Annotated in this window: 14 protein-coding genes, 1 tRNA gene and 1 other RNA gene; 13 read left to right on the top strand and 3 right to left on the bottom strand. The window is 71.2% G+C overall.

Annotation, left to right across the window (positions count from 1 at the left end; all coding sequences use genetic code 11):
- The first annotated feature begins 134 nt into the window (after positions 1–134).
- The gene (locus FSW06_RS07870) at positions 135–2,201 is read left to right on the top strand and encodes an NAD(+) synthase (RefSeq protein ID WP_029449714.1); all 2,067 of its coding nucleotides are present in this window, start codon (positions 135–137) and stop codon (positions 2,199–2,201) included.
- Between the two features lie 22 nt (positions 2,202–2,223).
- Here the strand turns inward: FSW06_RS07870 and FSW06_RS07865 are convergent, their stop codons facing one another.
- Positions 2,224–3,129: a GDSL-type esterase/lipase family protein gene (locus FSW06_RS07865; protein ID WP_010121119.1), complete on the bottom strand. Its 906-nt coding sequence runs from the start codon at positions 3,127–3,129 to the stop codon at positions 2,224–2,226.
- A gap of 357 nt (positions 3,130–3,486) precedes the next feature.
- Positions 3,487–3,575, bottom strand: a tRNA-Ser gene (locus tag FSW06_RS07860).
- A gap of 238 nt (positions 3,576–3,813) precedes the next feature.
- Here FSW06_RS07860 and ffs point away from each other — a divergent pair.
- The 12 genes from ffs (at position 3,814) to acpS (ending at position 26,166) form a co-directional block, all read left to right on the top strand.
- An RNA gene (ffs, locus tag FSW06_RS07855) (signal recognition particle sRNA small type) lies at positions 3,814–3,908 on the top strand.
- Between the two features lie 206 nt (positions 3,909–4,114).
- Positions 4,115–5,383, top strand: a complete 1,269-nt coding sequence (locus FSW06_RS07850; protein WP_010121118.1) for an aspartate aminotransferase type Ic — start codon at positions 4,115–4,117, stop codon at positions 5,381–5,383.
- 16 nt (positions 5,384–5,399) lie between these two features.
- Positions 5,400–6,029 (top strand): hypothetical protein, encoded by a 630-nt coding sequence (locus FSW06_RS07845; protein ID WP_010121116.1) that lies wholly within the window; start codon positions 5,400–5,402, stop codon positions 6,027–6,029.
- Positions 6,030–6,059: 30 nt separating this feature from the next.
- The gene (locus FSW06_RS07840; RefSeq protein ID WP_029449713.1) at positions 6,060–8,738 is read left to right on the top strand and encodes a DNA polymerase III subunit gamma and tau; all 2,679 of its coding nucleotides are present in this window, start codon (positions 6,060–6,062) and stop codon (positions 8,736–8,738) included.
- Between the two features lie 47 nt (positions 8,739–8,785).
- Positions 8,786–9,100: a YbaB/EbfC family nucleoid-associated protein gene (locus tag FSW06_RS07835; RefSeq protein ID WP_029449712.1), complete on the top strand. Its 315-nt coding sequence runs from the start codon at positions 8,786–8,788 to the stop codon at positions 9,098–9,100.
- A 10-nt stretch (positions 9,101–9,110) separates the two neighbouring features.
- On the top strand, positions 9,111–9,755 hold the full coding sequence (gene recR, locus FSW06_RS07830) for a recombination mediator RecR (protein WP_010121113.1): 645 nt from the start codon (positions 9,111–9,113) through the stop codon (positions 9,753–9,755).
- Between the two features lie 234 nt (positions 9,756–9,989).
- On the top strand, positions 9,990–10,547 hold the full coding sequence (locus FSW06_RS07825; RefSeq protein WP_238525976.1) for a HutD/Ves family protein: 558 nt from the start codon (positions 9,990–9,992) through the stop codon (positions 10,545–10,547).
- Between the two features lie 189 nt (positions 10,548–10,736).
- Positions 10,737–12,350, top strand: coding sequence for a GMC oxidoreductase (locus FSW06_RS07820; RefSeq protein WP_476580424.1), 1,614 nt, complete (start codon positions 10,737–10,739; stop codon positions 12,348–12,350).
- Between the two features lie 351 nt (positions 12,351–12,701).
- Positions 12,702–14,669 carry an acetyl/propionyl/methylcrotonyl-CoA carboxylase subunit alpha gene (locus tag FSW06_RS07815; protein WP_010121108.1) on the top strand — a complete coding sequence of 656 codons (1,968 nt, stop codon included), beginning with the start codon at positions 12,702–12,704 and terminating at the stop codon, positions 14,667–14,669.
- A complete protein-coding gene (locus FSW06_RS07810; RefSeq protein ID WP_010121106.1) occupies positions 14,670–16,208 on the top strand; it encodes an acyl-CoA carboxylase subunit beta in 1,539 nt (512 codons plus the stop codon). It abuts the gene before it with no gap.
- A gap of 71 nt (positions 16,209–16,279) precedes the next feature.
- The gene (locus tag FSW06_RS07805; protein ID WP_010121104.1) at positions 16,280–25,657 is read left to right on the top strand and encodes a type I polyketide synthase; all 9,378 of its coding nucleotides are present in this window, start codon (positions 16,280–16,282) and stop codon (positions 25,655–25,657) included.
- Entirely contained in the window at positions 25,654–26,166 is a 513-nt protein-coding gene (acpS, locus tag FSW06_RS07800; protein WP_010121102.1) for a holo-ACP synthase AcpS, read from the top strand. The genes FSW06_RS07805 and acpS overlap by 4 nt, the downstream gene beginning before the upstream one ends.
- A 155-nt stretch (positions 26,167–26,321) precedes the next feature.
- Here the strand turns inward: acpS and FSW06_RS07795 are convergent, their stop codons facing one another.
- Positions 26,322–26,723 (bottom strand): hypothetical protein, encoded by a 402-nt coding sequence (locus FSW06_RS07795; RefSeq protein WP_010121101.1) that lies wholly within the window; start codon positions 26,721–26,723, stop codon positions 26,322–26,324.
- Positions 26,724–26,743: the final 20 nt, after the last annotated feature.

Genomic DNA, 26,743 nt, shown 5'->3' with positions numbered 1-26,743 from the left:
ATCGCGCGACGGGAGGATGGTCCGGGCCCGGTGCGACCGTCCCCACGTCGCGCGATGCGGACATGGCACCCGCAGTACCGGGTTTTCACGCCGTGGCGGTCGGTGGGCACCACCCGCCTGGCACACTGGTGGACATGCCTGATCAGCCCACCGCCGGCATCTACGCCCACGGCTTCGCCCGCGTCGCGGCCGTCACCGTCCCGGTCGCCGTCGCCGACCCCGCCACCAACGCCCGCACCGTGCTGGCCGCCGCCCGTGAACTCCACGACGACCACGTCGCCGTCGCCGTGTTCCCCGAACTCTGCCTCACCGGCTACGCCATCGACGACCTCGTCCTGCAGGACACACTCCTCGAGGCGGCCCGGGGCGCACTCGAGACCGTGCGCGCGGCGTCCGAACAGCTCTTCCCGGTGCTCGTGGTCGGCGCCCCGCTGGCCTGGCGCAACCGGCTCTACAACTGTGCGGTGGTCATCCACCGCGGCGAGATTCTCGGTGTGACACCGAAGTCGAATCTGCCGACCTACCGCGAGTTCTACGAACGCCGCTGGTACGCGCCCGGCGACGACGTCCACGGCGCGATGATCCGCGTGGGGGAGCGCGAGGTGCCCTTCGGCACCGACCTGCTGTTCGAGGCCACCGACGTCGCCGGACTGACCGTGCACGCGGAGATCTGCGAGGACATGTGGGTGCCGGTCCCGCCGTCGTCGCTCGCCGCCCTCCACGGCGCGACGGTGCTGCTGAACCTCTCCGGTTCCCCCGTCACCGTGCAGCGCGCCGACGACCGGCACCTGCTGGCCGGCTCCGCCTCGACACGCAACGTCGCCGCCTACGTCTACGCCGCCGCCGGCCAGGGGGAATCCACCAACGACGTCTCCTGGGACGGGTTGACGATGATCCACGAGCGGGGGGAACTGCTCGCCGAGACCGAGCGGTTCCCCGACGGGGCCCGCTGGTCCGTCGCCGACGTCGACGTCGCCGGCATCGTCGCGACCCGCCGGCGGCAGGGCACCTTTGACGACAACCGGCGCGCGGTCGCCGGCGGGCGGGACGCCACCTTCCGCACCGTCGGTTTCACCCTCAACCCGCCGACCGGTGAGATCGGCCTGCGCCGCCGCATCGCCCGCTTCCCCTTCGTCCCCGGTGACCCGGCCCGGCTGGCACAGGACTGCTACGAGACCTTCAACATCCAGGTCTCCGGGCTGGTGCAGCGACTGCGGGCGATCGGCGACCCGAAGCCGGTGCTGGGGGTCTCCGGCGGACTGGACTCCACCCATGCACTGCTGGTCATCGCCCGTGCGATGGACCGGATGGGCCGGCCGCGCTCCGACATCCTCACCTACACGATGCCCGGTTTCGCCACCTCGGAGCACACGAAGTCGAACGCGGTGAAGCTCGCCGAGGCGATGGGGGCGAGTGTGGAGACCCTCGACATCCGCCCGGCGGCGACCGAGATGCTGAGGCAGATGCACCACCCGTTCGGCGACGGTGAGCCGGTCTACGACGTCACCTTCGAGAACGTGCAGGCCGGGCTGCGCACCGACTACCTGTTCCGCCTGGCCAACCAGCTCGGCGGCATCGTGGTGGGCACCGGGGACCTCTCCGAGATCGCGCTCGGCTGGTGCACCTACGGTGTCGGCGACCAGATGAGCCACTATGCGGTGAATCCGGGTGTGCCGAAGACACTCATCCAGCACCTCATCCGCTGGGTCATCGCCGACGGCACGGTCGTCGGGGCGGACGCCGCCGCGGTGCTGCAGTCCGTCCTCGACACCGAGATCAGCCCGGAACTGGTCCCGGCCGGCCCGGACGGCCAGGTGCAGTCCACCGAGGACACGATCGGGCCGTACGCCCTGCACGACTTCACCCTGTGGCACATCCTGCAGGGCCGGAGGCCCACCACGATCGCCTTCCTCGCGTGGCACGCCTGGCAGGACGCCGACGCCGGCGAATGGCCGGCCGGCTTCCCCGACGCCGACCGCTACGCCTACGACCTGGCGACGATCGTGCGGTGGGAACGGACCTTCCTGCAGCGCTTCTTCGGTTTCTCGCAGTTCAAGCGCAGTGCGATCCCCAACGGTCCGAAGGTCTCCCCGGCGGGCGCGCTGTCACCGCGCGGGGACTGGCGGGCACCGTCGGACGGCAATGCGCGGGCCTGGCTCGCCGAACTGGACGCCGTCTACCCGGCCGCGGCACGGGACTGAGCCGCACCGGGCCGGGGCCGGTCTAGAGCTCCGGGATGAGCTGGTCGGCCATGAACCGGTTGCCCGCCTGGGTGGGGTGCCATTTCAGCAGCACATCGGACGATCCGTCGTCCGACCCGGAGACATAGCGGGTGCCGACCGGGCTGCAGGTGGAGTTGCCGGCGGCGGCGTCCCTCACGTCGACGTAGGACGCCCCGGCGGCCTCCGCGGCCCGGGCCATCGTCGCACTGATGTAGGCCTCCAGGTCGTTGAGCGGCCCGTCGTCGACCGAGGCCCCGGCATCCCGGCAGACCTTCGGGCCGTCGGTGGAGGGCAGGTAGCCGGTGAAGACCAGTCTGGCGTCCGGTGCGGCCGCCCGGATCCGGGACACGGCCTCGGCGACGTTCGCCAGCACCTTTCCGCGGGTTTCGGGCAGGTCGCCGACCGTGTCGCCGAGGACTGCCTTCTGGTGGCTGAAGTCGTTGCCGCCGATGGCGAGGACCACGGTGGCGGTCCCGGTGTCGAGGTCGCCGGACCTGACTGCGTCGTCGACCCGGTCGAGCATGGTGGTGGAGGTGTCCCCGGCGCAGCTGTAGTCGTGGATGTCGCGTCCGGTTTCGGCGGCGGCCAGGCGGGTCCAGTTGCCGGAGGACCGGCCGCAGGGGCCGAGACCCTCGGGCACTGACGGGGCGGAGAAGTAGGAGTCCCCGAAGGCGACGACCGGGCCGGTGCGGGGCGGGTCGGCCGGGTCATCGGTGGACGCCGCGACGGTGTAGTCGGCGCCGTGACCGGTGTCCGGTGAGGCGCCGGGGTCCGAATCGGCGCCGGCGATGGAGGCGAGGGTCAGTCCCGTGGCGAGGATGGCGGCACCACCGAGGACGCCGGTGGTGGTGCGTTGGGAGAGACGGTTCGACAGACGGCTGATGGTCCGACTGCGGTGCTGCGACATGTGGTCAGATCCTACCGGTTCCCGACGGTGGAGAAAAAGGAATGCGGATCTGCGGCAGGATGCCTTCGTGTGCTCTCCTGCGGGGGTGTTCCTGCCGACTCCGTGTCGTCCTCGCGCAGTCCTCGCGCCGCACCCGTCACCGCCACCGGCGGGGGCAGCAGCGGGTGAACGGCGGATACTGCCCCGCCTGTCACCGTTTCCGCCCCGTCGGCGGTGACAGCGGGTGCAGTATCTGCCGTTGACCCCCGATTAAGCCGTATCTGCCGTATCTGCGAGCGCAGTATGCGGTCCCGGCACCATGAAGGGGAGTATCCGCATACGACGGAACCCCCGGTCCATCGGACCGGGGGTTCCCGTTGGCGGAGGATAGGGGATTTGAACCCCTGTGGGATGTGACTCCCTCACGCGTTCCAGGCGTGTGACATAGGCCGCTAGTCGAATCCTCCGTCGCCAAACTATACACATCGTGTCCAGCCCGGACAAAAGCGCAGGTGGCCGGACATATCTGCGGAAAACGGCCGGGGTCGGGGAGGTGGCGGGACAAGGAGCGGGACAAGGTGCGGGACAGTGGCCGGACAGGCGCAGGGGCCCCGGTGGGACAGGGGCGGCACCCTTCGGCGTCCTCCCGGTATCCCCTCGTCCTCCCGGTCTTGGACCTCTGCGCGCGGCTGCGATACTATGACCCCCGGATCCCGTGCGGCGTGCATCTTGTGAACTCCCCCAGGGCAGGAATGCAGCAAGGGTCAGCGAGCTCTGACGGGTGCGCGGGGTCCTTCAAACTTCAGGGGGCTTCAGGGGAACTCCCACGGGGACCGGGGCGGGGTACATCACGGTTGGCCCGGGGCTACCGGACGAGGGAGCACCTGCCGGTGCGGATGTGCGGGTAAGGCTAGACTCGGGGACCGAAACAACTCCCGTGGACGTCGGCAGCACCGTCGTCGCCGTCCGCCTGCCGAAGTCACAGTCGAGGAGGACCTCCGGGCCCATGAAGCTGACCACCGAAAACATCGCACACCTGCTCGCGCACGAGGCCGATATCAGGGCGTCCTACCAGGAGCTCAAGGACCGGAACCTGTCTCTCGACCTCACCCGCGGCAAGCCCTCCGTCGAGCAGCTGGACCTCGCGCACGACCTGCTGGCCCTGCCCGGCGCCGACGACTACCGCACCAGCGACGGCGTGGACGTCCGCAACTACGGCGGCGCCAACGGCATCGCCGACATCCGTGACCTGTGGGCCGGTGTGCTGGGCATCGATCCCGCACTGCTCATGGCCGCGGACTCCTCCAGCCTGAACATCATGTTCGACCTCATCTCCTGGTCCGTGACCTTCGGCAACAACGACTCGCCGCAGCCGTGGGGCGCGGGGGAGACCGTCAAGTGGATCTGCCCGGTCCCCGGCTACGACCGCCACCACACCATCACCGAGACCTTCGGCTTCGAGATGCTCACCGTCCCGATGACCGAGACCGGCCCCGATCTGGAGGCCGTCCGCGAACTCGTCAAGGACCCGCAGGTCAAGGGCATGTGGACGGTGCCGGTGTTCTCCAACCCCAGCGGTCACTCGGTCAGCCGCGAGGTCGCCGAAGGTCTCGCGGCGATGGAGACCGCGGCCCCCGACTTCCGCATCGTCTGGGACAACGCCTACGCGGTGCACACCCTCACCGACGAGTTCCCGGAGATCATCGACGTCGTCGGCTTCGCCGCCGCGGCCGGGAACCCGAACCGGTTCTGGGTGATGTCCTCGACCTCGAAGATCACGTTCGCCGGCTCCGGCGTCGCCTTCTTCCACTCCTCGAAGGAGAACCTGGACTGGTACCGCTCCATCGCGAACGTCCGCGGCATCGGCCCGAACAAGGTCAACCAGCTCGCCCACGCCCGCTACTTCGGTTCCACCGAGGGGGTGTACGCGGTGATGCGCAAGCACGCCGGGATCCTCGCCCCGAAGTTCCGGGCGGTCACCGACATCCTGGAGCGCCGTCTCGGCGGCACCGGCGTCGCCGAGTGGACGCACCCTGCCGGCGGCTACTTCATCTCGGTGGACATGGTCGACGGCACCGCCGCCCGCGCGGTGGCCCTGGCGAAGGAGGCCGGCATCGCGCTGACCGGTGCCGGATCGTCGTTCCCGCTGCACCACGACCCGAACGACCGCAACCTGCGCCTGGCACCGTCGATGCCGCCGCTGGACGAGGTCGAGGTCGCGATGGACGGGGTGGCGACCTGCATCCTGCTCGCGGCCGTCGAGTCGGCGAAGTAGGGGAGCAGGCGCACCCGTGAACCTCCAGGAGACGACGTACTGGGCCGGTGACCTGCTCCCCGGCGACCCCGAGATCAGCACCCGGCGGGTGAACACCGGCTTCCCGGAGTTCACCGTCGCGGCCGTCCCGCTGGGAGGGGCGTCCGATCCGGAGGTGCCGGAGGAGACCGTGGCGATGACGCTGGACGCCGCCCGGATCGAACCCGGGCTCGTCACCGCGGACGGTGCGGACCTGCGCGTCGAGTTCATCACGGTGACCAGCGGGCACAGCCGCGCCGCCGCGGATCTGGTCACCGCCGCCGCCTCGATGGTGGCGATGGACCCGATGCAGCGGTCGCCGCAGCCGGGCCTGCTGCTGCCGAACCTGGGCTGGCACGTCGACGAGACGATGACGACGGTCCACGGGCTGCTCGTGCCGCCGTTCCTGTGGGAGGACGGGGTCCCCCACGTGCTCGAGAGGGATGCGGCCGGCCGGCACAGTTCCGGGCCCCGGCAGGAGTACACCCACCCGGGCCGGATGACGGTCGTCGCCCAGCTCGTGATGATCTCCGAGCCGGAGTTCCGCATCGCCTCGGAGAAGGGCGTCGGCGCGCTGCAGCAGGTCCTCGCGGTCAACGGGGTCAACCTCAACGACGTCTGGCGGTAGCTGTCCGGGGGGCCTTGTAGGCTGGTGCCCGTGGCTCTTTACAGGAAGTACCGGCCGGCGACATTCGCCGAGGTCGTGGGGCAGGAACATGTGACCGAGCCGCTGTGCAACGCACTGGACAGCGGCCGTATCAACCACGCCTACCTTTTCTCCGGCCCGCGCGGCTGCGGGAAGACGTCGTCGGCGCGGATCCTGGCGCGTTCCCTCAACTGTGTCGAGGGGCCGACGTCGACGCCCTGCGGGAAGTGCGATTCCTGTATCGCCCTGGCACCCGGCGGGCCGGGGACCCTCGACGTCACCGAGCTGGACGCGGCGACGCACAACGGTGTCGACGACATGCGTGAGCTGCGGGACCGGGCGTTCTACGCCCCGGCAGAATCGCGCTACCGGGTGTTCATCATCGACGAGGCGCACATGATCTCCCAGGCGGGGTTCAACGCGCTGCTCAAGATCGTCGAGGAGCCGCCGGAGCACCTCATCTTCATCTTCGCGACGACCGAGCCGGAGAAACTGCTCCAGACCATCCGGTCGCGCACCCACAACTACCCGTTCCGGCTGCTCACCCCGCCGGCGATGCGCGGTCTGCTGTCGCGGATCTGCGGCGAGGAGGGTGTGCAGGTCGAGGATTCGGTCTATCCGCTGGTCATCCGTGCCGGCGGCGGGTCCCCGCGTGACTCGCTGTCGATCATGGACCAGCTCCTCGCCGGGTCCGGCCCGGAGGGGGTGACCTACTCCCGCGCCGTGTCGCTGCTGGGGGTGACGGACGCGGCCCTGCTCGACACGACGGTGGACGCCCTGGCCGCCCAGGACCAGGCCGGGCTGTTCTCGGTGGTCGGGGACGTCATCGACGCCGGCCACGATCCCCGCCGGTTCGCGACCGACCTGCTCGACCGGTTCCGGGACCTGCTGGTCGTCCAGGCGGTGCCGGACGCCTTCGACAACGGCCTGGTGGACGCCCCCGCCGGGCAGCGTGAGGTACTGGAACGCCAGGCCGGGGAGCTCGGCCAGGCGACGCTGACCCGCTGTGCGGCGCTGGTCAATGAGGGGCTGATGCAGATGCGGGGGGCGACCTCCCCGCGGTTGCTGCTGGAGATCCTCTGTGCCCGGATGGCACTGCCGGCCGCCGGAATGACCGTGGAGGCACTCGCGCAGCGCGTGGAGGCGCTCGAGGCGGGGAAGGCTCTTCCGGCCGGGTCCGCCGCGGGCGCGACCGCACCGGGGCAGGACGCCTCGGTCGCCCCGGCGGTGGCCGCGGCCTCCGGTGGGACCCGCTACGTGCGCAAGTCCCAGCGGGAAGCGGCGCAGCGGGAGGCTGCACAGCGGGAAGCTGCGCAGCGGGAAGCTGCGCAGCGCAGGGCGGCGGCAGAGACCCCTGCTGCACAGGACGCCCCGGCACAGTCGGCACCGGCGCCCGCCCCCGCCCGGGAGCCTGCCGGGGAGCAGGTCGCGGGGCAGACCCAGGATCCGACGCAGCCCACCCGGCCCGCGGCACCGCAGGAGCCGGCGCCGGAACCGGCGCCGGAACGGGTGCAGGAGTCCGCCGCCGCGGCGGACGAGGAGATGAGCGAGGCCGATCGTGCCCGCGAGATCATGCGGCGCAACCGGCGGCGAGCCGTCGAGGAGCGGGGGCCCGTGGCTGCCGCCGCGTCGGCACCCGCGCCCGAACCGGAGCCGGAGGCCGAGGCGGAACCTGCGTCGGCACCGGTGCCGGAACCGGAGCCGGAACCGGCGCAGGACGTGGAGCCGGAGCAGGCCACCGCGCCGGAGCCGGAGCCGGACCGGCAGGAGCAGTCGGATGACGTGGTCCGCTGGTCGGAGATCCTCGACACCCTGAAGTCCACGAACCTCAGTGCCTGGATCGCCGCCCGCGGCGCCACCCCTGTCGCCGGGCCGGTCACCGCGGACGGTGTCCCGACCATCGTCCTGCACCACCACACCGGAGCGCTGGCGAACTTCATCAACGCGCCCGGCAACGCGGCGTCCTATGTCGCAGCCGCCGAGCAGGTCACCGGCCACCCGGTGCAGGTCACCGCAGTGGTCGGTACGGTTCCCGCCGATGCTGCCGTGCCGGCACCCGGACCATCGTCGGCCCCGGCACAGCGACCAGCCCAGGAACCGGTACAGCGACCGGCACCTGAACCGGAGCCGGACCAGCAGCATCCGCCGCAGGAGGCCCCGGGAAAAGCTGAGGCGGCCCCCGAGCCGCCTGCCCCTGAGCCCGCTGAGCCTGCCGGCCCCGCTGATCCGGTGGCCGTGGCACTGCAGCGCGCCCGGGAGCAGCAGGACCAGGCCCCGCAGGAACAGCACCGCCCCGCACCGCGGGCGGCGTCCCACACCGAACCCCGGAACCGGGTGCAGCACAGTGCACCGGACCAGGCGTCCGGCACCGCTGATGACCAGCCGCTGACCGGCTGGCGGGCGCGCATGGCACGCAGCACCGCCAAGCGGGACTACAACGAGTCCCACGGCTTCGACGGCGTCCCGCTGCCCGATGAACCGCCGGCGGATCCGTGGGACGATGCACCGCCGCAGGTCACCGCCGAAGACCCGGAAGACCCGGAAGACCCGGAACGGCAGGCCCGGCAGGAGGCGGAGGAGGCGCTCGCCCAGATCAGCGATCCGGCGCAGTCCAACCTCGACCACCGCACCGCGATCGAAATCGCCGGTGAGATGCTGGAGAAGAGTCTCGGTGCCGAGCGCACCCGGTGACTGCCGGTAGACTCGCCACCCGAACACCCCGACCGAGAGGAACAACCGTGCCCCAGCCCGACATGAACCAGATCATGGCCCAGGCCCAGCAGATGCAGCAGAAGCTGCAGGAGGCCCAGGCCGAGATCGCGGCCTCCACCGTCGAAGGGACCTCCGGCAACGGTCTGGTCAAGGTCACCCTCGCCGGCTCCGGTGCCGTCCAGGACGTCACCGTCGACCCGTCCGTCGTCGACCCGGAGGACGTCGAGACCCTCCAGGACCTCATCATCGGCGCCTTCCAGGCCGCCAACGACAACCTGCAGCAGCTCTCCCAGGAGAAGATGGGGCCGCTGACCCAGGGCCTCGGCGGCCTGGGCTTCTAGGGGGCCGGAGTTGTTCGAGGGTCCGCTCCAGGACGTCATCGACGAGTTCTCCCGGCTTCCCGGGGTGGGCCCGAAGAGCGCACAACGCATCGCCTTCCACCTGCTGCAGGTCGAGCCCGAGGACCTGCAGCGGCTCACCGGCGCGCTGGAACGACTGCAGAAGGGTGTGCGGTTCTGCCGCATCTGCCACAACATCTCCTCCGAGGACGTCTGCCGGATCTGCGCGGACTCCTCGCGGGACACCTCCACGGTCTGCGTCGTCGAGGAGTCGAAGGACATCGAGGTCATCGAGCGCACCGGTGAATACCGGGGCCGCTACCACGTCCTCGGCGGTGCCCTCGACCCGCTCAACGGGGTCGGCCCGAAGGAACTCAACGTCACCGCACTGGTCCAGCGCATCGCCGGACGCATCGACGATGTGCCCGCCGCCGACGGTGAACTGCCTGATCCGCCGGAGATCACCGAGGTCATCATCGCCACCGACCCGAACACCGAGGGCGAGGCGACGGCAGCCTATCTCGGGAAGCTGCTCAAGGACTTCCCGGGGCTGACCGTGTCGCGCCTGGCCTCGGGGATCCCGATGGGCGGGGACCTGGAGTTCGTCGACGAGCTGACCCTGTCGCGGGCCTTCGAGGGTCGGACGCCGGTGCGGTAGACCCCGGGGACGTCCGGCACATCCGGGACCGCACCCCTGCATGTCCGCCGTATGTCCGCATCGCGCGACGTGAGGATGGTCTGACTCGGTCCGGACCATCCTGGCGTCGCGCGATGCGGACACCGGTTGCGCCGGAACCGGTTGCGCCCGACGAAGGTGGCACCCGCGCCGACAGTGCGACAGCCACCCGTCACCGGCGGCGCCACGTCCGCCCCCGCAGGCATACTGGACACCGTGACCACCACAACCACCGCCTGGCGCACCCTGCGCCACACCACTGACCTGTCGCCGCAGCCCTGGATCAACGGCAGGGGGAGCACCACCGAGCTCATCTCCGCTGACGAGAGCGCTCTGTTCTACCGCCGCGACTTCCCGGTCGACGGCCGCTGGCGCCTCAGCCTCGCCTCCCTGACCTCCACGGGGCCCTACTCCCCGATGCCGGGCATCGACCGGATCCACACACCTGTCGAGGGGATCGGGCTCACCGTCGACGGCGAGCACGTCCCCGTCACCGCGCTGACCTCGTACGCCTTCCCCGGCGAAGCGGAGGTCACGCTGAGTGCACTTCCACGCCGGACGCAGGCGCTCAACCTCATGGTGGACCGGGACAGTCCCGCCGCCGGCCGGCTCGAGGTCCATGTCGTGGACGCCGCGATGCCGGTCGACAACGCCCTGGCCGCCGTGCTGCTCGACGGCACCTTCGACGTCCTCGTCCCGTGGCGCGAGGGGATGGGGGAGGTCCGGCGCACCGACGGCGGAGCGCGACTGCTCGTCGTGACCTGGCTGCCGTGAGCCCGCTGCCGTGACCCCGGCTGCTGACCCGGGATCCGCTGACCCGGTTCCGCGATACCCGGGACAGCACCGATGCTGTCGGATATAAAACGTTATGTGAAACATACTGAACACCCCTCCACAGATCCTGCCGGACCCGCCCTGTCCTCCTCCCGCCGCCAGTTCCTCATCCGCTCCGCCGCCCTCGGCATCACCGGTGCGCTCGGTGCCGCCGCCACCGCAACGGCGTCCGCCCAGACGGGTTCGGCCGGGAGCGGCGGCATCATCGGGTCCTCCGGCCCCGCGCCCCGCCCCGGCACCGGGGACGACAACGCCCCCACCGTCGCCGAGGACCGGAAGGTCGTCATCGTCGGTTCCGGCTTCGGCGGGGGAGTGTCCGCACTCCGGCTGACCGAGGCGGGCGTCCCCGTCACCGTCCTGGAACGCGGTCGCCGGTGGGAGACCGGCCCGGACGCGGACACCTTCCCCAGCGCCACGGCCCCCGACAAGCGGTTCCTGTGGCACCGGTCCGCCCCGCAGCTGTTCGGCCGGTACTTCCCGGTCGACCCCTATGTCGGCATCCTCGAGGCGGTCGCCACCCCGACGATGACCGCACTGTGCCCCACCGGTCTCGGCGGCGGGTCCCTGGTGTACCAGGGCATGTCGCTGGAGCCGACGAAGGACCTGTTCAACGCGCACTTCCCGGAGGAACTCGACTGGGACCGGATGCACCGGGTCCACTACCCGCGGGTGGCCGGGATGCTGCAGTTGCAGACCTGCCCGGACGACATCATCGCCTCCGACAACTACAAGGTCGCCCGCGTCTTCGCCCAGCGCTGCCGTGATGCCGGCCTGACCCCGGAGAAGATCCCGATGCCCATCGACTGGGACTACGCGCGCCGGGAACTGCGGGGCGAGATGAAGCCCTCCTATACCGACGGCTCCGGCGCGATGGGCGTGAACAACGGCGGCAAGCACTCCGTCGACGTCACCTACATCGCCGCGGCGGAGGCCACCGGCCTCGCCGAGATCCGTACCTGCACCGAGGTCACGGACATCGAGCGGCTGAAGGACGGCCGGTGGCGGGTCCACGCCGACCACACCGACGATGCGGGCGTCCCGCTGCAGCACCAGGTCATCACCACCGACCGGGTCATCATGGGCGCCGGCAGCATCAACACCACGCGGCTGCTGCTGCGGGCGAAGAACACCGGCACCGTCCCCGATCTGCCGGACGCCCTGGGCGAGGGCTGGGGCACCAACGGCGACCGCATCTACGTCTGGAGTGATCCGGGTGCCGGGTTCGGCCCGGTGCAGGGCGGTCCGGTGGTCTACGGCACGATGCTGTGGGACGACGTCAACCACGCCCACACGGTCATCCAGGCGTCCATGCCCGGGATGGGGACGGACATCGCCTCAACGATGATGGTCGGCTACGGCGTGAGTGACACCCGGGGCAGGTTCGTCTGGGACAAGGGGGAGGGGCAGGCGGTGCTGCAGTGGCCCGAGGGCGGTGACGGTGAGCTCATCACCGGGTACATCCGTCCCACGGCGGACCGGATCATCACCGCCGGTGGTGCCCACGGCATGCTCACGGACACGAACACGATGGTGAACTCGACCTGGCACTCCCTCGGTGGGGCGTGCATGGGGCCGGTCTGCGACCTGGAGGGCAGGGTGTCCGGGCAGCCGGGACTGTATGTGCTGGACGGGGCACTGATCCCGGGGACGACGGCGGCGTGCAATCCGTCGATGACGATCGCGGCGGTGGCGGAGCGGGCGATGGAGTCCCTCGTCCCGGAGATCGTTTCTTCCGTCGCATGACTATGTAGTTAATGCTTTCGCAATACAGTGATGCGGGACACACTCTGTGCCGCCGTCCTCTCAGGGGGAGGGGGTGGCGGCGGAGGAGTGGTGAAGGAACTTTCAGAAAGAATATGTTTCCCGTCTGACATGGAAAATGACGGTGGAATCCCGGCGCGGTGGGGGAGCGGGGGTGTGCCGTCCCGGGGGTGAAACAGTATCTATGTGACACTCACAGTGGTCTCAGTATCGGTGGGGGAGCCTAGCGTGATGGCTTATCCGTGCGCGCAGCACCGGGGGTGAATCCCGTGAACACCGGGTCCGGTCTGTCGCGCGTCACGTCCCTCTCATCCGCCTCCCGAAAGGAGCCTGATGCTGTCCACCATTCTCGTGGCGAACCGCGGCGAGATCGCCGCCCGTGTCGTCCGGACCTGCCGAGACCTGGGTCTGCGCTCAGTCGCCGTGTACTCCGACCAGGACATCGAGTCCCCGGCCGTCATCCTTGCCGACGAGGCCTACGCCCTGGAGGGCACCACCCTCCAGGAGACCTACCTCGACGTCGCCAAGATCATCGACATCGCGGAGCGCTCCGGTGCGGACGCCGTCCACCCGGGCTACGGTTTCCTCTCCGAGGTTCCCGAGGCCGCCCGCGCCATCGCGGACGCCGGCCTGACCTGGCTCGGCCCGACCGCCGACACGATCAGCCAGCTCGGCGACAAGATCAGTGCGCGCCGGGTCGCCATCGCCGCGGGTGTCGCGCCGGTGCCCGGCACCGTCGACCCGGTCTCCGACATGGCCGAGGTGGACGCCTTCGTCGCCGAACACGGCTTCCCGATCGTCCTCAAGCGCTCCGACGGCGGCGGTGGCCGCGGTATCGAGGTCATGCGCGACGAGCAGGACGTGAAGAACTTCGCCGCAGGCCATGCCATGGCCGGCGGCGACCTCGGCAAGTTCTTCATCGAGAAGTTCATCACCTCGGGCCGCCACATCGAGACCCAGTGCATGCGGGACTCGCACGGCAATTTCGCGGTGGTCACCACCCGCGACTGCTCCGTGCAGCGCCGTAACCAGAAGGTCATCGAGGAGGCCCCGGCTCCCTTCCTGCCCGCCGGCGCCGCCGAGACGCTCACCGCCTGGTCGAAGGCCCTGTTCGACGAGACCGGCTACGTCGGCCTCGGCACCTGCGAATTCATGCTCACTGACGAGGGGAACCTCCACTTCCTCGAGGTCAACCCCCGCCTCCAGGTCGAGCACACCGTCTCCGAGGAAGTTACCGGACTCGACCTCGTCGAGGCGCAGATCACCATCGCCGACGGCGGCGAGATCCCCGCCGTCCCCGAGGTCCGCGGTCACTCCATCGAACTGCGGCTGACCTCCGAGGACCCGGCGAACGACCTGGCCCCCGCGGCCGGCAAGATCAAGGAGCTCACCTGGCCCGCCGGCCACGGCATCCGCATCGAGACGGGCGTCCGGCTCGGCGACAAGGTCTCCCCGGAGTTCGACTCGATGATCGCCAAGCTCATCGTCACCGGACCGACCCGCGCCCGCGCCATCGCGCGCGCCCGCCGGGCCCTGGCCGAGCTGGAGATCAAGGGCATCGCCACGGTCACCCCGCTGCTCGACCTCATCATCGCCCACCCGGACTTCGACGCGACCAACGAGCACGCCGACCTGCAGGTCCGCACCCGCTGGCTGGAGAACACCTTCCTGCCGGGCCTGTCCGACGAGGACTGGGTGAAGCTCGGCAAGAAGGGCGGCAAGGACGGCACAGACGCGAAGGACGGCGGGGACGGCGACGGCGAGGACGGCGTGGGTCACGCCATCGCCGAGGCGCTGCGCACCTTCACCGCCCAGATCGACGGCCGCCGCCACAAGATCACCCTGCCGGAGGGCCTGGCCTCCCTGGCCGGCCTCGGCTCGATGATGCAGTCGGGCATCGGGAACCTCGGCGACTCGCTCGGTGAGCTGGGCAGCAACGCCCGCCGTCGCGTCCAGCCGCTGCGCGGTTCCCGCCGCCGTGCGAAGAAGGCGGACGCCGCCCCCGAGGCCGGGGAGGGCCTCACCGCCGACGGCGCGCTGCTCGCCCCGATGCAGGCCATCGTCGTGCGGATGGGTGCCGAGCCCGGCACGCAGGTCACCGAGGGCGACGTCATCATCGTCCTCGAGGCCATGAAGATGGAGAAGTACATCCACGCCCCGGCGACCGGTGTGCTCACCTCCTTCGACGTCGAGATCGGGCAGAACGTCCCGGCCGGCACCCCGCTGCTGCACATCGACGCAGCAGACGCAGCAGACGCGACCGACGCAGCTGACACCACCGAGACCACCGAGGAGGCGTAGATGACCACGGCACAGTCCACCACCGTCGACTACGCGGCACTGACCGCCGCCGCCGACGAGAAGGCGAAGAAATTCCAGCACGCCAAGGGCAAGCTGACCGCCCGCGAGCGGATCGAGATGCTCTGTGACGAGGGATCCTTCGTCGAGCACGGCCGCTTCTTCGGCGGCGACCCGGCGTCCGGGTTCCTCGGCGCCGCCGTCGCCACCGGCTTCGGCACCGTCGGCGGCCGCCCCGTCGCCGTGTACTCCCAGGACTTCTCCGTCCGCGGCGGCACGCTCGGCAAGGTCGAGGGCGAGAAGATCACCGACCTCATCGAGCGCGCCGTCGAACAGGGCGTCCCGTGCTTCGCACTGCTCGATTCCGGCGGCGCCCGCATCCAGGAGGGCGTGGGTGGTCTGGCCATGTACGGCCGGATCTTCCGGGCGTCCTGCCGGGCCTCCGGGTTCATCCCGCAGATCTCCGTCATCCTCGGCCCCTGCGCCGGCGGCGCGGTGTACTCCCCGGCCATGACCGACTTCGTCGTCATGACCAAGGAGAACGCCCACATGTTCGTCACCGGTCCGGATGTCGTCCGGGCCGTGACCGGTGAGGAGATCAGCCTCGACGACCTCGGTGGCGCCGAGATGCACAACTCCGTCTCCGGTGTGGCGCACTACCTCGCCGAGGACGAGGAGGACGCGCTCGACTACGCCCGCAGCCTGCTCGACTACCTGCCGCAGAACTGCAACGCCGACCAGTCGACCTACTCCTACAAGCCCAGCGCCGAGGACATCGAGTCCGCGATGGGCGTCGGCGACATCATCCCCGCCGACCCGCGGATGCCCTACGACGTCGTCGACGTCATCGAGGCCCTCGTCGACCACGGCGAGTTCGTCGAGGTCCAGGAGCACTGGGCGAAGTCGATGGTCATCGGCTTCGCCTGCCTCGAGGGCACCCCGGTCGGCATCGTCGCCGACCAGCCGATGCACAACGCCGGCACCCTCGACGTCGAGTCCTCCGAGAAGACCGCCCGCTTCGTGCGCTGCTGCGACGCCTTCGGCCTGCCCGTCATCACCCTCGTCGACGTCCCCGGCTACCTGCCGGGCGCCGAACAGGAGCGGGCCGGCATCATCCGCCGCGGCGCGAAGGTCATCTACGCCTACGGCAACGCCACGGTCCCGATGATCACCGTCATCACCCGGAAGGCCTACGGCGGCGCCTACATCGTCATGGGTTCCAAGGGCATCGGCGCGGACTACGCCTACGCCTGGCCGAACGCGGAGATCGCCGTCATGGGCGCCGACGGCGCCGTGCAGATCCTCAACCGCCGCGACATCAAGGCTGCGCCGGAGGACGAGCAGGCCGCCGTGGCCAAGCAGCTCTCCGACGAATACGCCGCGAAGAACATCAACCCGAACTTCTCCGTCGAGATGGGTGAGCTCGACGGCATCGTCCAGCCGATCGACACCCGCGACACGATCGCCGCCGCCCTGCGCGCGCTGCGCACCAAGCACCGCGACCTCAACCGGTTCAAGTACCACTCCAACGGGCCCCTGTGACGGGTTCCGCGAGCGACACCCCCGACTCCTCCTCCCGTCACCGTTCCCCTGTAAAGGACACCAAGGTAACCATGCCCCACACCAGCTTCCTGTCCCGCCTGACCGCGGGCACCGACCATGTCGCGCTGCTCTTCGGCGGTCAGGCGACCCCGTGGATCCCCGCACTCGGTGAGATCGCCGATGACCCGGCGCTCGCCGCCGCCGCCCGGGACCTGCTGAGCGCCACCGACGCCCGCCTCGCGCCCGTCGCCGCCCAGGTCACCGCCGCCGCGGCCGGCCCGCTCACCCTCGAGCGCCTCACCGCCACCACCAGCGCGGACGCCGCCCTCTCGGTCCCCGGCATCACGCTGGCACAGTTCGCCCTGCTCACCGCGCTGAAGAACGCCGGTTTCGACGCCACCACGGCCGTCGCCGACGGTCGCGCGAGCGCCCTCGGCCACTCCCAGGGCGTGCTCGGCGCCGCACTGGTCACCGAGGGGGACGCCGCCCGCGTCCTCGCCGTCGCCCGGCTCATCGGTGCCGCCGCCTCCCGCGCGACCCGCAGCCTGGGTCTCGGCGGCGGGGCCGCCACCCCGATGCTCTCGGTCCGCGGCCTCGACCGCGCCACCCTCGACCGCGTCCTCGCCGAGGTGCGCGAGGAGGCCGGCGGTGCGTCCGGCAATGACGTGCAGGTCGCGATCCGCAACGGCCACCGTCGCTTCATCCTCTCCGGCACGCCGGAGGACCTCGGTGTGGTCGAGAAGACCATCAGCGTCCTCGGCGAGAAGGACGCCGCCGAGCTGGCCGCCAAGGCCCGCGGCGGTGCCCCGCTGAACCCGGTGATGGAGTACCTGGACGTCACCGTCCCGTTCCACCACACCCTCATGGAGGACGCCGTCGCCCAGGTCACCGCCTGGGCCCGCACCTGCGGCCTCGACGACCTCGCCGGGGTGGAGTCCCTGGCCCGTGCCGTGCTCACCGACCATGTCGACTGGGTCGGGGAGATCACCGCCGCCCATGACGCCGGCGCCGCCTGGTTCCTCGACCTCGGCCCCGGCCGGGTCGTCTCGAAGCTCTCCGCCGACCTCATCGAGGGCACCGGCGCCGGAGTCGCCGTCGCCGGCACCCTCACCGACGTGGACGCCCTCGCGGCGCCGGGGGAGGACCCGGCCCGCACCGTCGACTGGTCCGCCTTCGCCCCGCGCCTGCTGGATCTGCCGGGCGGCCGCTCGGTGGAGACCGCCTTCACCCGGCTGACCGGCCGGTCCCCGGTGCTGCTCGCCGGCATGACCCCGACCACCGTCGACCCGGAGATCGTCGCCGCCGCGGCGAACGCCGGGTACTGGGCCGAGATGGCCGGTGGCGGCCAGGTCACCGCCGAGGTCTTCGACCACAACCTCACCAAGCTCAAGAGCCTGCTCGAGCCGGGCCGGGCCGCCGAGTTCAACGCCATGTTCATGGACCGCTACCTGTGGAACCTCCACTTCGGCGGCCAGCGCGTGGTCTCCAAGGCCCGCGAGTCCGGTGCCCCGATCGACGGCGTGGTCATCTCCGCCGGCATCCCGGAGCCCGACGAGGCCCCGGAGCTCATCGCCTCGCTGCGCGCCTCCGGCTTCTCCCACATCGCCGTGAAGCCCGGCACCGTCGCGCAGATCCGCGCCGGCCTGGGCATCGCCCGCCAGATCGAGGACACCGGCGCCAGCCTCATCCTCCAGGTCGAGGACGGTCACGCCGGTGGCCACCACTCCTGGGAGAACCTCGACGACCTGCTCACCGCCACCTACGCGGAGATCCGCCGTCAGCCCAACGTCGTGCTGTGCGTCGGCGGCGGCATCGGCACCCCGGAGCGCGCCGCGGACTACCTGTCCGGTGACTGGTCGCGTGCCCTCGGCCTGCCCGCCATGCCGGTCGACGGCGTGATGGTCGGCACCGCCGCGATGACCGCGAAGGAGGCGAAGACCACCCCGGAGATCAAGCAGCTGCTGGTGGACACCCCCGGTGTCGCCGACGAGACCGGCGCCGCCCTCACCGCCCCCAACGGCGGCTGGATCGCCCCCGGTCACACCGCCGGCGGCGCTACCTCCGGCCTGTCGCACCTGCGTGCCGACATCCACGAGATCGACAACTCCGCCGCGAAGTGCATGCGGCTGATCCAGGAGATCGGGTCGAACCTCGAGGCCGTCAACGCCCGCCGCGACGAGATCATCGCCGCGCTGGACAAGACCGCCAAGCCCTACTTCGGTGAGCTGGAGGAGATGACCTACGCCCAGGTCGTCCGCCGTTTCGCCGACCTGTCCTTCCCCTGGGTCGACCCGTCCTGGCTGCAGCGCTTCCAGGAGCTGCTGCAGCGTGTCGAGGCGCGCCTCACCCCGGCCGAGTACGGCCCGGTCGAGACCCTCTTCCCGACGGTGGAGTCCGCCGAGGACCCGGCGGCCGCCATCGCCGCCCTCGTCGAGGCCTACCCCTCGGCCGAGGTCGACACGCTCACCCCGCTGGACACCGCCTGGTTCGTCGCGCTGTGCCGCAAGTACCCGAAGCCGATGGGCTTTGTCCCCGCCATCGACGAGGACCTGCTGAGCTGGTGGGGCAAGGACGGCCTGTGGCAGGCCCAGGACGACCGCTACACCGCCGACCAGGTGCGCATCATCCCGGGACCGGTCTCGGTCTCCGGCATCACCACCGTCGACGAGCCCGTCGCCTCCATCCTCGGCCGCTTCGAGGACGCCTGCCGGGAGCGCGTCGCCGGCTCCGGCCGCCACCACGTCGAGGACGCCCCGGTCGTGACCGCCTGGTCGCGCACCGCGGACGCCACGGATGTGGCCTCCTACCTGCAGGCCACCCCGTACATCTCCTGGACCGGGCACCTCATGGACAACCCCGCCCACGTCATCGACGCGGAGAAGTACGAGCTCATCATCGAGGAGCCTGCCGGGGACGCCGCTGCCGGCAGCCCGGTGAAGGTCACCATCGACCTGCACCTCGACACCGCCTGGGACGGCACCGCCGCCGGTGAGGGCGCCGACCGCGTCCACGCCGTGCGCCGCCTGCCGATCCCGCTGCTGCTGTCGGACTCCGTCACCACCGGCGCCCTGCCCGTCGTCGACGAGGAGCGCCTGCCGGCGACCATGTACGGTCTGCTCGCCGGCACCGCCGGTGTCGGCAACACGGCCGTCACCGGTGACGTCATCGACCGGATGCCCGCCCGGATCGACGGCTCCGAGTCCGCCGACGCCCCCTTCGGCCGGTTCAGCTACACCTACCACCTGACGTCCGCGCTCGGCGCCGAGCACGCCGGGGTCACCGGTGCCGCCCTCGGTGACCTCACCGGCCGCGGCGCCGGCGACCACCGCGCCACCATCGTGCCGGACGCCCTGCTCGGTACCTGCTGGCCGGCGATCTACGCCGCCCTGGGCTCGGCGAACGTCGACGACTTCCCGGTCATCGAGGGCCTGCTCAACGCGGTCCACCTCGACCACTCGGCCGCCCTCGAGGTGTCCGCCGAGGACCTCGCCGCCCGCGCCGCCGCCGCCGAGAAGGCGGGGAAGCCGGGCCTGGCGGTCGAGATCACCAGCTGGGCCGCCGGTATCGAGGAATCCTCCTCCGGCCGCGTCGTCACCGTCCACCACGAGATGCGGGACGCCGACGGCACCTACCTGGGTATCCAGACCGAGCGCTTCGCCATCCGCGGTCGCGCCTTCGGCACCACCCCGCCGGCCGACCCGGCACCCGCCGGCGGCATCGCCGCGGCCGTCGACGGCGGTATCACCGACACCCCGCGCTCCACCCTGCTGCGCACCCGGGTGAACGCCCCGGCCGAGATGACCCCGTTCGCCTGGGTCTCCGGTGACTTCAACCCGATCCACACCAGCCATGTCGCCGCCCGCGTCGCCGGACTGCAGGCACCGCTGGTCCACGGCATGTGGCTGTCGGCCACCGCCCAGCACGCCGCGTCCGCGGCCGGTGCCGGGCACACCATCCTCGGCTGGACCTACCGCATGTTCGGGCTCGTCCAGCTCGGCGACCCGGTGGACATCCAGGTCGAGCGCGCCGGCCGGGTCGCCGGCGGCGGTCTGCTGCTGGAGGTCACCTGCCGCATCGGCGACGAGCTGGTCTCCCAGGGCACCGCCGTCACCGCTGCCCCGGTCACCGCCTACGTCTACCCCGGCCAGGGCATCCAGGCCAAGGGCATGGGCCTCGACGAGCGTGCCGCCTCGAAGGCGACCGCCGAGGTCTGGGAGCGGGCCGATGCCCACACCCGTGCGGCACTGGACTTCTCCATCCTCACCGTCGTGCGCGACAACCCCACCTCCCTGACGGCCAAGGGTGTGACCTACCACCACCCGGACGGCGTCCTGTACCTCACCCAGTTCACCCAGGTGGCGCTGGCTACCCTGGCGCTCGCCCAGACCGCGCGGCTGCGTGAGGCCGATGCCCTGGTCTCCGACGCCTACTACGCCGGCCACTCGCTCGGTGAGTACACCGCCCTGTCCGCCTACGCCGGGACCATCGACCTGGAGACCGTGCTGGAGGTCGTCTTCCACCGCGGTTCCACGATGCACCACCTCATCCCGCGCGACGAGAACGGCCGCTCCGACTACCGGATGGGTGCCCTGCGCCCCAACCAGTTCGGTGTCGACGACGACCACGTCGTCGAGTACGTCAACTCCGTCGCCGAGGCCTCCGGCGAGTTCCTGGAGATCGTGAACTTCAACCTCGCCGGTGAGCAGTACTCCATCGCCGGCACCGTCGCCGGCCTCGCCGCCCTGGAGAAGGACGCGAAGAAGCGCACCGCCGACTTCGGTGGCAAGGGTTCGTTCATGATGGTCCCGGGCATCGACGTGCCCTTCCACTCCCGCGTCCTGCACCCCGGTGTGCCGGACTTCCGGGAGAAGCTCGACGACCTGCTGCCCGCGCGCATCAACCACGAGATGCTCATCGGCCGCTACATCCCGAACCTCGTCGCCCGGCCCTTCGAGCTGAGCCGTGAGTTCGTGTCCTCGATCCTCGACGTCGTCCCCTCCGAGCCGGCCCAGGCCCTGCTCGACAACTGGGACGCCGCCACCGCCGACGACGCCGCCGTCGCGACGACCGCCCGGACGCTGTTCATCGAGCTGCTGTGCTGGCAGTTCGCCTCCCCGGTCCGCTGGATCGAGACCCAGGACCTGCTGTTCGCCCCCGACCGCCTCGACGTCGACGAGGTCGTCGAGGTCGGCCTCGGCGCCTCGCCGACGCTGGCCAACCTGGCGACCAAGACCCTGAAGCTGCCGCGCTTCACCGCCGCCGACGTCGCCGTGCGCAACGTCCAGCGCGACGAGAAGCTCGTGTACCACGAGGACGTCCAGACCATCGAGGCCCCGGCCGACGAGACCGTCGCCGAGCCGACCGCCGTGCCGGTCGGCGACCAGGCCGTCGCCGAGGCCGAGGCGGACACCTCCGCCCCGTCCTCCTCGGTCCCCGAGCCGGTGCAGGAGCCGGTCCCGACCGCCGCCGCGCAGACCGTCCACGCGCCGGCCGGCTCGGTCGAGCGCCCCGCCGACCTGCCGTACCACGCCTCCGACGCGATCAAGACGCTGCTGGCCTACGCCAACAAGCTGCGCCCGGAGCAGATCGGCGGCGCCGACACCACCGGAACCCTCACCAACGGGGTGTCCTCGCGGCTGAACCAGCTGCTCATGGACATCTCCGCCGAGCTGGGCCTGTCCAGCGTCGAGGGTGCCGCCGAGGCCGACGTCGACACACTCTCCGTCACCGTCGACGCCGCCGCCCACAACTACTCCGCCTTCGGGCCGGTGCTGGGCGAGGCCGTCAAGGACCGGCTGCGCAAGCTGTTCGGCGCCGCCGGGGCGAAGGCCTCCGCCATCGCCGAGCGCGTCACCGGCACCTGGGAGCTCGGCCCCGGCTGGGTCGACCACACCACCGCGCAGATCCTGCTGGGATCCCGCGACGGGGCGTCCTCCCGCGGCGGCGACCTGGCCACCCTGCCGACCGCCGCCACCTCCATGGCCGACGTCACCGCCCTCATCGACGAGGCCGTCGCCCAGGTCGGTGCCGCCCACGGCATCCCGGTCGCCATGCCGGCCGCCGGTGGCGCCGCCGGCGGCGGCACCGTGGACTCCGCCGCCCTCGACGCCTTCGCGTCCGAGGTCACCGGCGACGAGGGTGTGCTCGCCAACCTGGCCCGCCACCTGCTCCACGACCTCGACCTCGACGTCCCCGAGGCCACCCCGTTCACCGACCCGGAGGCCGAGGAGAACGCCACGGTCATCCAGGCCGTCAGCGAGGAACTCGGCTCGAACTGGCCGCAGCTGGTCGCCCCGGTCTTCGACCCGGCACGCGCCGTCCTCGTCGACGACCGGTGGGCCACCGCCCGCGAGGACATCGCCCGCATCGCCAACGGTGAGGAACTGGCCGGGACCGTCACCTTCGCCGGCACCGGCGAGACCGTCGCGAAGCACGCCGAGTTCCGCGCCGCGCACGCCGACGCGGCCGGCGACACGTCCCTGGCCGCCCGCTTCCGCGCCATCGCCGAGGAGGCACGCGACACGACCCCGGGCCGGTTCGACGGCCAGGTCGCCGTCGTCACCGGCGTCACGCCCGCCTCCATCGCCGGCGGTGTGGTCGGCGACCTGCTCGCCGAGGGTGCCACGGTCGTCATGACCGCCTCCCGCATCAGCGCCGCCCGGCTGGCCTTCGTCAAGCAGCTCTACCGCGAGCGCGCGTCCGCCGCCGCACAGATCTGGCTCGTGCCCGCCAACCTCTCCTCCTACCGCGACATCGACGCGCTGGTGGAGTGGATCGGCACCGAGCAGACCGAGACCGTCGGCTCCGAGAAGAAGCAGATCAAGCCCGCCCTCGTGCCGGACCTGTTCCTGCCCTTCGCCGCCCCGTCCGTCACCGGCACCGTCGAGGACGCCGGCGCGAACGCCGAGACCCAGGCCCGCCTGCTGCTGTGGAGCGTGGAGCGGTCCTTCACCGCCCTGTCCCGCATCGGCCACGAGGCCGACCTCGCCCACCGCCTGCACGTCGTGCTGCCCGGCTCCCCGAACCGCGGCACCTTCGGCGGCGACGGCGCCTACGGCGAGGCCAAGGCCGCCTTCGACGCCATCTGCAACAAGTGGCACAACGAGCCCTGGGGCGGTGCCGGCGGACGCGTCACCATCGCGCACCCGCGCATCGGCTGGGTCTCCGGCACCGGTCTGATGGGCGGCAACGACCCGCTCGTCGGCGCCGCCACCGAGGCCGGCGTGCACGTCTGGACCCCGGCGGAGATCGCCGGCGAGCTCGTCGACCTGTGCTCCGCGCAGACCCGGGACAAGGCGCTGGCCGGCCCGGTCGACGCCGACCTCACCGGCGGACTCGGCGCCATCGACCTGCCCGCCCTGCGGGAGAAGGCCCTCGCCGACGCCGCCGCCACCGACGGCACCACCGGTGCCGCCGCGGCGTCCGGCACGGCCCCGGTCACCGTCGACGCCCTGCCGAACCCGGTGCGCGTCAGCCAGCCGGTCGCCGGCGCCGACGCCTCCGGTGACAGGTGGGGCACCGTCACCCAGTCCCTCGAGGACATGGTCGTCATCGTCGGCCTCGGCGAGATCAGTGCCTGGGGCTCCGGGCGCACCCGCTTCGAGGCCGAGTACGGCATCCGCTCCGACGGCTCGGTCGACCTGACCGCCGCCGGCGTGCTCGAACTCGCCTGGATGACCGGCCTGCTGACCTGGAAGGACACCCCCGTCGCCGGCTGGTACAACACCGACGGTGACATCGTCCCCGAAGAGGAGATCTTCACCCGCTACCGCGACGAGGTCGCCGCCCGCGCCGGCGTGCGCACCTTCGTCGACGACAACGCGCTCGAGGACCTCCACACCCCGCAGGAGGTCGAGATCTTCCTCGACCGCGAGGTCACCTTCGCCGTCGACTCCGCCGAGGACGCCGCCTCCTTCGTCGACAACGACCCGGCGTTCACCCGCGCCACGCAGGACGAGGAGACCGGCGAATGGTCCGTCACCCGGCTGCCGGGCGCCCGCACCCGGGTGCCGCGCCGCGCGACGCTGGCCCGCAAGGTCGGCGGCCAGTTCCCGACCGACTTCGACCCGCAGCGCTGGGGCATCCCGGCCGCCATGGTCGAGGCCGTGGACCGCATCGCGATCTGGAACCTCGTCACCGCGGTGGACGCCTACCTCTCCGCCGGCTTCACCCCGGCCGAGATCCTGCAGTACGTCCACCCGGCCGACGTCGCCATGACCCAGGGCACCGGCTTCGGCGGGATGAGCTCCATGCGCAAGCTCTTCCTCGACCGCTTCCTCGAGGAGGACATCCCGTCCGACATCCTCCAGGAGACGCTGCCCAACGTCGTCGCCGCCCACACCATGCAGTCCTACGTCGGCGGCTACGGTGCGATGATCCACCCGGTCGGCGCCTGCGCCACCGCCGCGGTCTCCGTCGAGGAGGGCGTGGACAAGATCCACTGCGGTAAGGCCGACTTCGTCGTCGCCGGCGCCACCGACGACATCTCGGTGGAGTCCATCACCGGCTTCGCCAACATGAACGCCACCGCGGACTCCGACAAGATGGCGGGCAAGGGCCTCAACGAGCGCTTCTACTCCCGGGCCAACGACCGCCGCCGCGGCGGCTTCGTCGAGGCCCAGGGTGGCGGCACCATCCTGCTGGCCCGCGGCTCCGTCGCCGCGAAGATGGGTCTGCCGGTGCAGTCCGTGGTCGGTTTCGCCGCCTCCTACGCCGACGGTGCGCACACCTCCATCCCCGCCCCGGGCATGGGTGCGCTGGCCGCCGGCCGCGGTGGGACGGACTCCCGTCTGGCCCGCACCCTGGCGACGCTGGGTGTCAGCGCCGACGACATCGCCGTCGTCTCCAAGCACGACACCTCCACCAACGCCAACGACCCGAACGAGTCGAAGCTGCACACCCGCCTGGCCCGCGCGCTGGAACGCACGAAGGGCAACCCGCTCTACGTCGTGTCCCAGAAGACGCTCACCGGCCACGCCAAGGGTGGCGCCGCGGTCTTCCAGACCGCCGGGCTCGGCGACATGTTCCGCACCGCGCGGATCCCCGCCAACCGGTCGCTGGACTGTGTGGACCCGGAGATGGCGGCCTCGCCGGACCTGGTGTGGCTGCGCGAGCCGATGCAGCTGCACCGCACGGTGAAGGCCGGTCTGCTCACCTCGCTGGGCTTCGGTCACGTCTCCGCGCTGCTCGCCCTGGTCCACCCGGAGGCGTTCCGGGTCGCCGTGGCGTCCCAGCTCGGTGAGGACGCCGCCGCGCAGTGGGTCGAGCGGGCGTCCGCACGGCTGCGTGCCGGTGTGCGCCGCCGCGAGGCGGGCATGCTCGGCCACAAGGCACTGTTCGAGGAGATCGACCACCGACGGTTCGCCGACGGTGTGGACATCGACGAGGTCGAGCCGGCGATGCTGCTCGACCCGGCGACCCGCGCCGGTGAGGACGGACTGTTCCGGTGACTGACCCGGTGAACGACCCGCTGAGTGTGCGTGGTCCGGTGGACCCGGTGGATCCGGTGCCGTCGCGGCCGTTCACGCTGGGCGTGGGCGTGGATGTCGTAGACATCCCGTCCTTCGCCGAGCAGCTGGAGCTGCCCGGGTCGAAGTTCGCGTCGTCCTTCACCGGGGCGGAGCGGCGGGAGTGCCGGAGGCTGGCTGAAACCAGTGGACACCTCGCGCAGCACCTGGCGGCCCGGTGGGCGGCGAAGGAGGCCTTCTACAAGGCCTGGACCCTCGCCGACGCCGGGGACGAGATCCCGGGTGCACAGATGGACTGGTCACAGATCGAGGTGGTCAAGGACCGCTGGGGTCGGCCGTTCATCCGGCTGGCTCCGGCGCTGGAGGCCCGGGTCGCAGGGGCACTGGCCAACCGGTTCGGTGCCGCCGGTCATGCGGTGTGGCACCTGAGCCTGTCGCACGACGGGCCGGTGGCCCAGGCCTTCGTGGTCGGGGAGTGGCGGCTGGACTGACGCCGACGGCGTCCCGCCGGCCGCCCCGGATGTCCGCGGAACGAACCGACAGGTCGACGGCCCGGCCCCATGTCGAGATCACGAACCGGCAGGTCGAAAAATCCGCCCCGGAGCAGCACCTGGGTTCGTTCCACCGACCTCCCCGGGAAGTACACCTAGGACAGTGTGATGACCGGGGGCTGCCGGTCCTTCGCCGGCCGGTTGGAGAGTCCGCGCAATCCGCTGCCGACGAGCCCGCCGGCGAACGCTGCGACGGCTGTCGTCCACACGGGCCATCCGGTGAAGAACCCGATGATTCCCAGCACGACCAGCATCGTGACGGTGAAGACGGTGAAGGACGACAGCCAGCTCCGGTCGTGCTCCCGTCGGGACGCCTGGATGCGCGTGACCAGGGTGGGGTGTGCGGGGGAGGCGGTCGACAGGGCGTCCTGCACCATGACCGCCGTCCGGTACTGGTGGTCGGCGACCTGTGGAAGGGGGAGGATGATCCCGGTGAAGTACCGGGGGTTCACCGTCGCGGTCGTGTCGCCGGTGGCGGGGTCGGTGCTGAAACGCACGGTGACCGGTGCTGCCAGCG

Source organism: Corynebacterium nuruki S6-4 (assembly GCF_007970465.1).
Taxonomy (GTDB): domain Bacteria; phylum Actinomycetota; class Actinomycetes; order Mycobacteriales; family Mycobacteriaceae; genus Corynebacterium; species Corynebacterium nuruki.
This window is presented reverse-complemented; position numbering and strand designations above follow the sequence as displayed.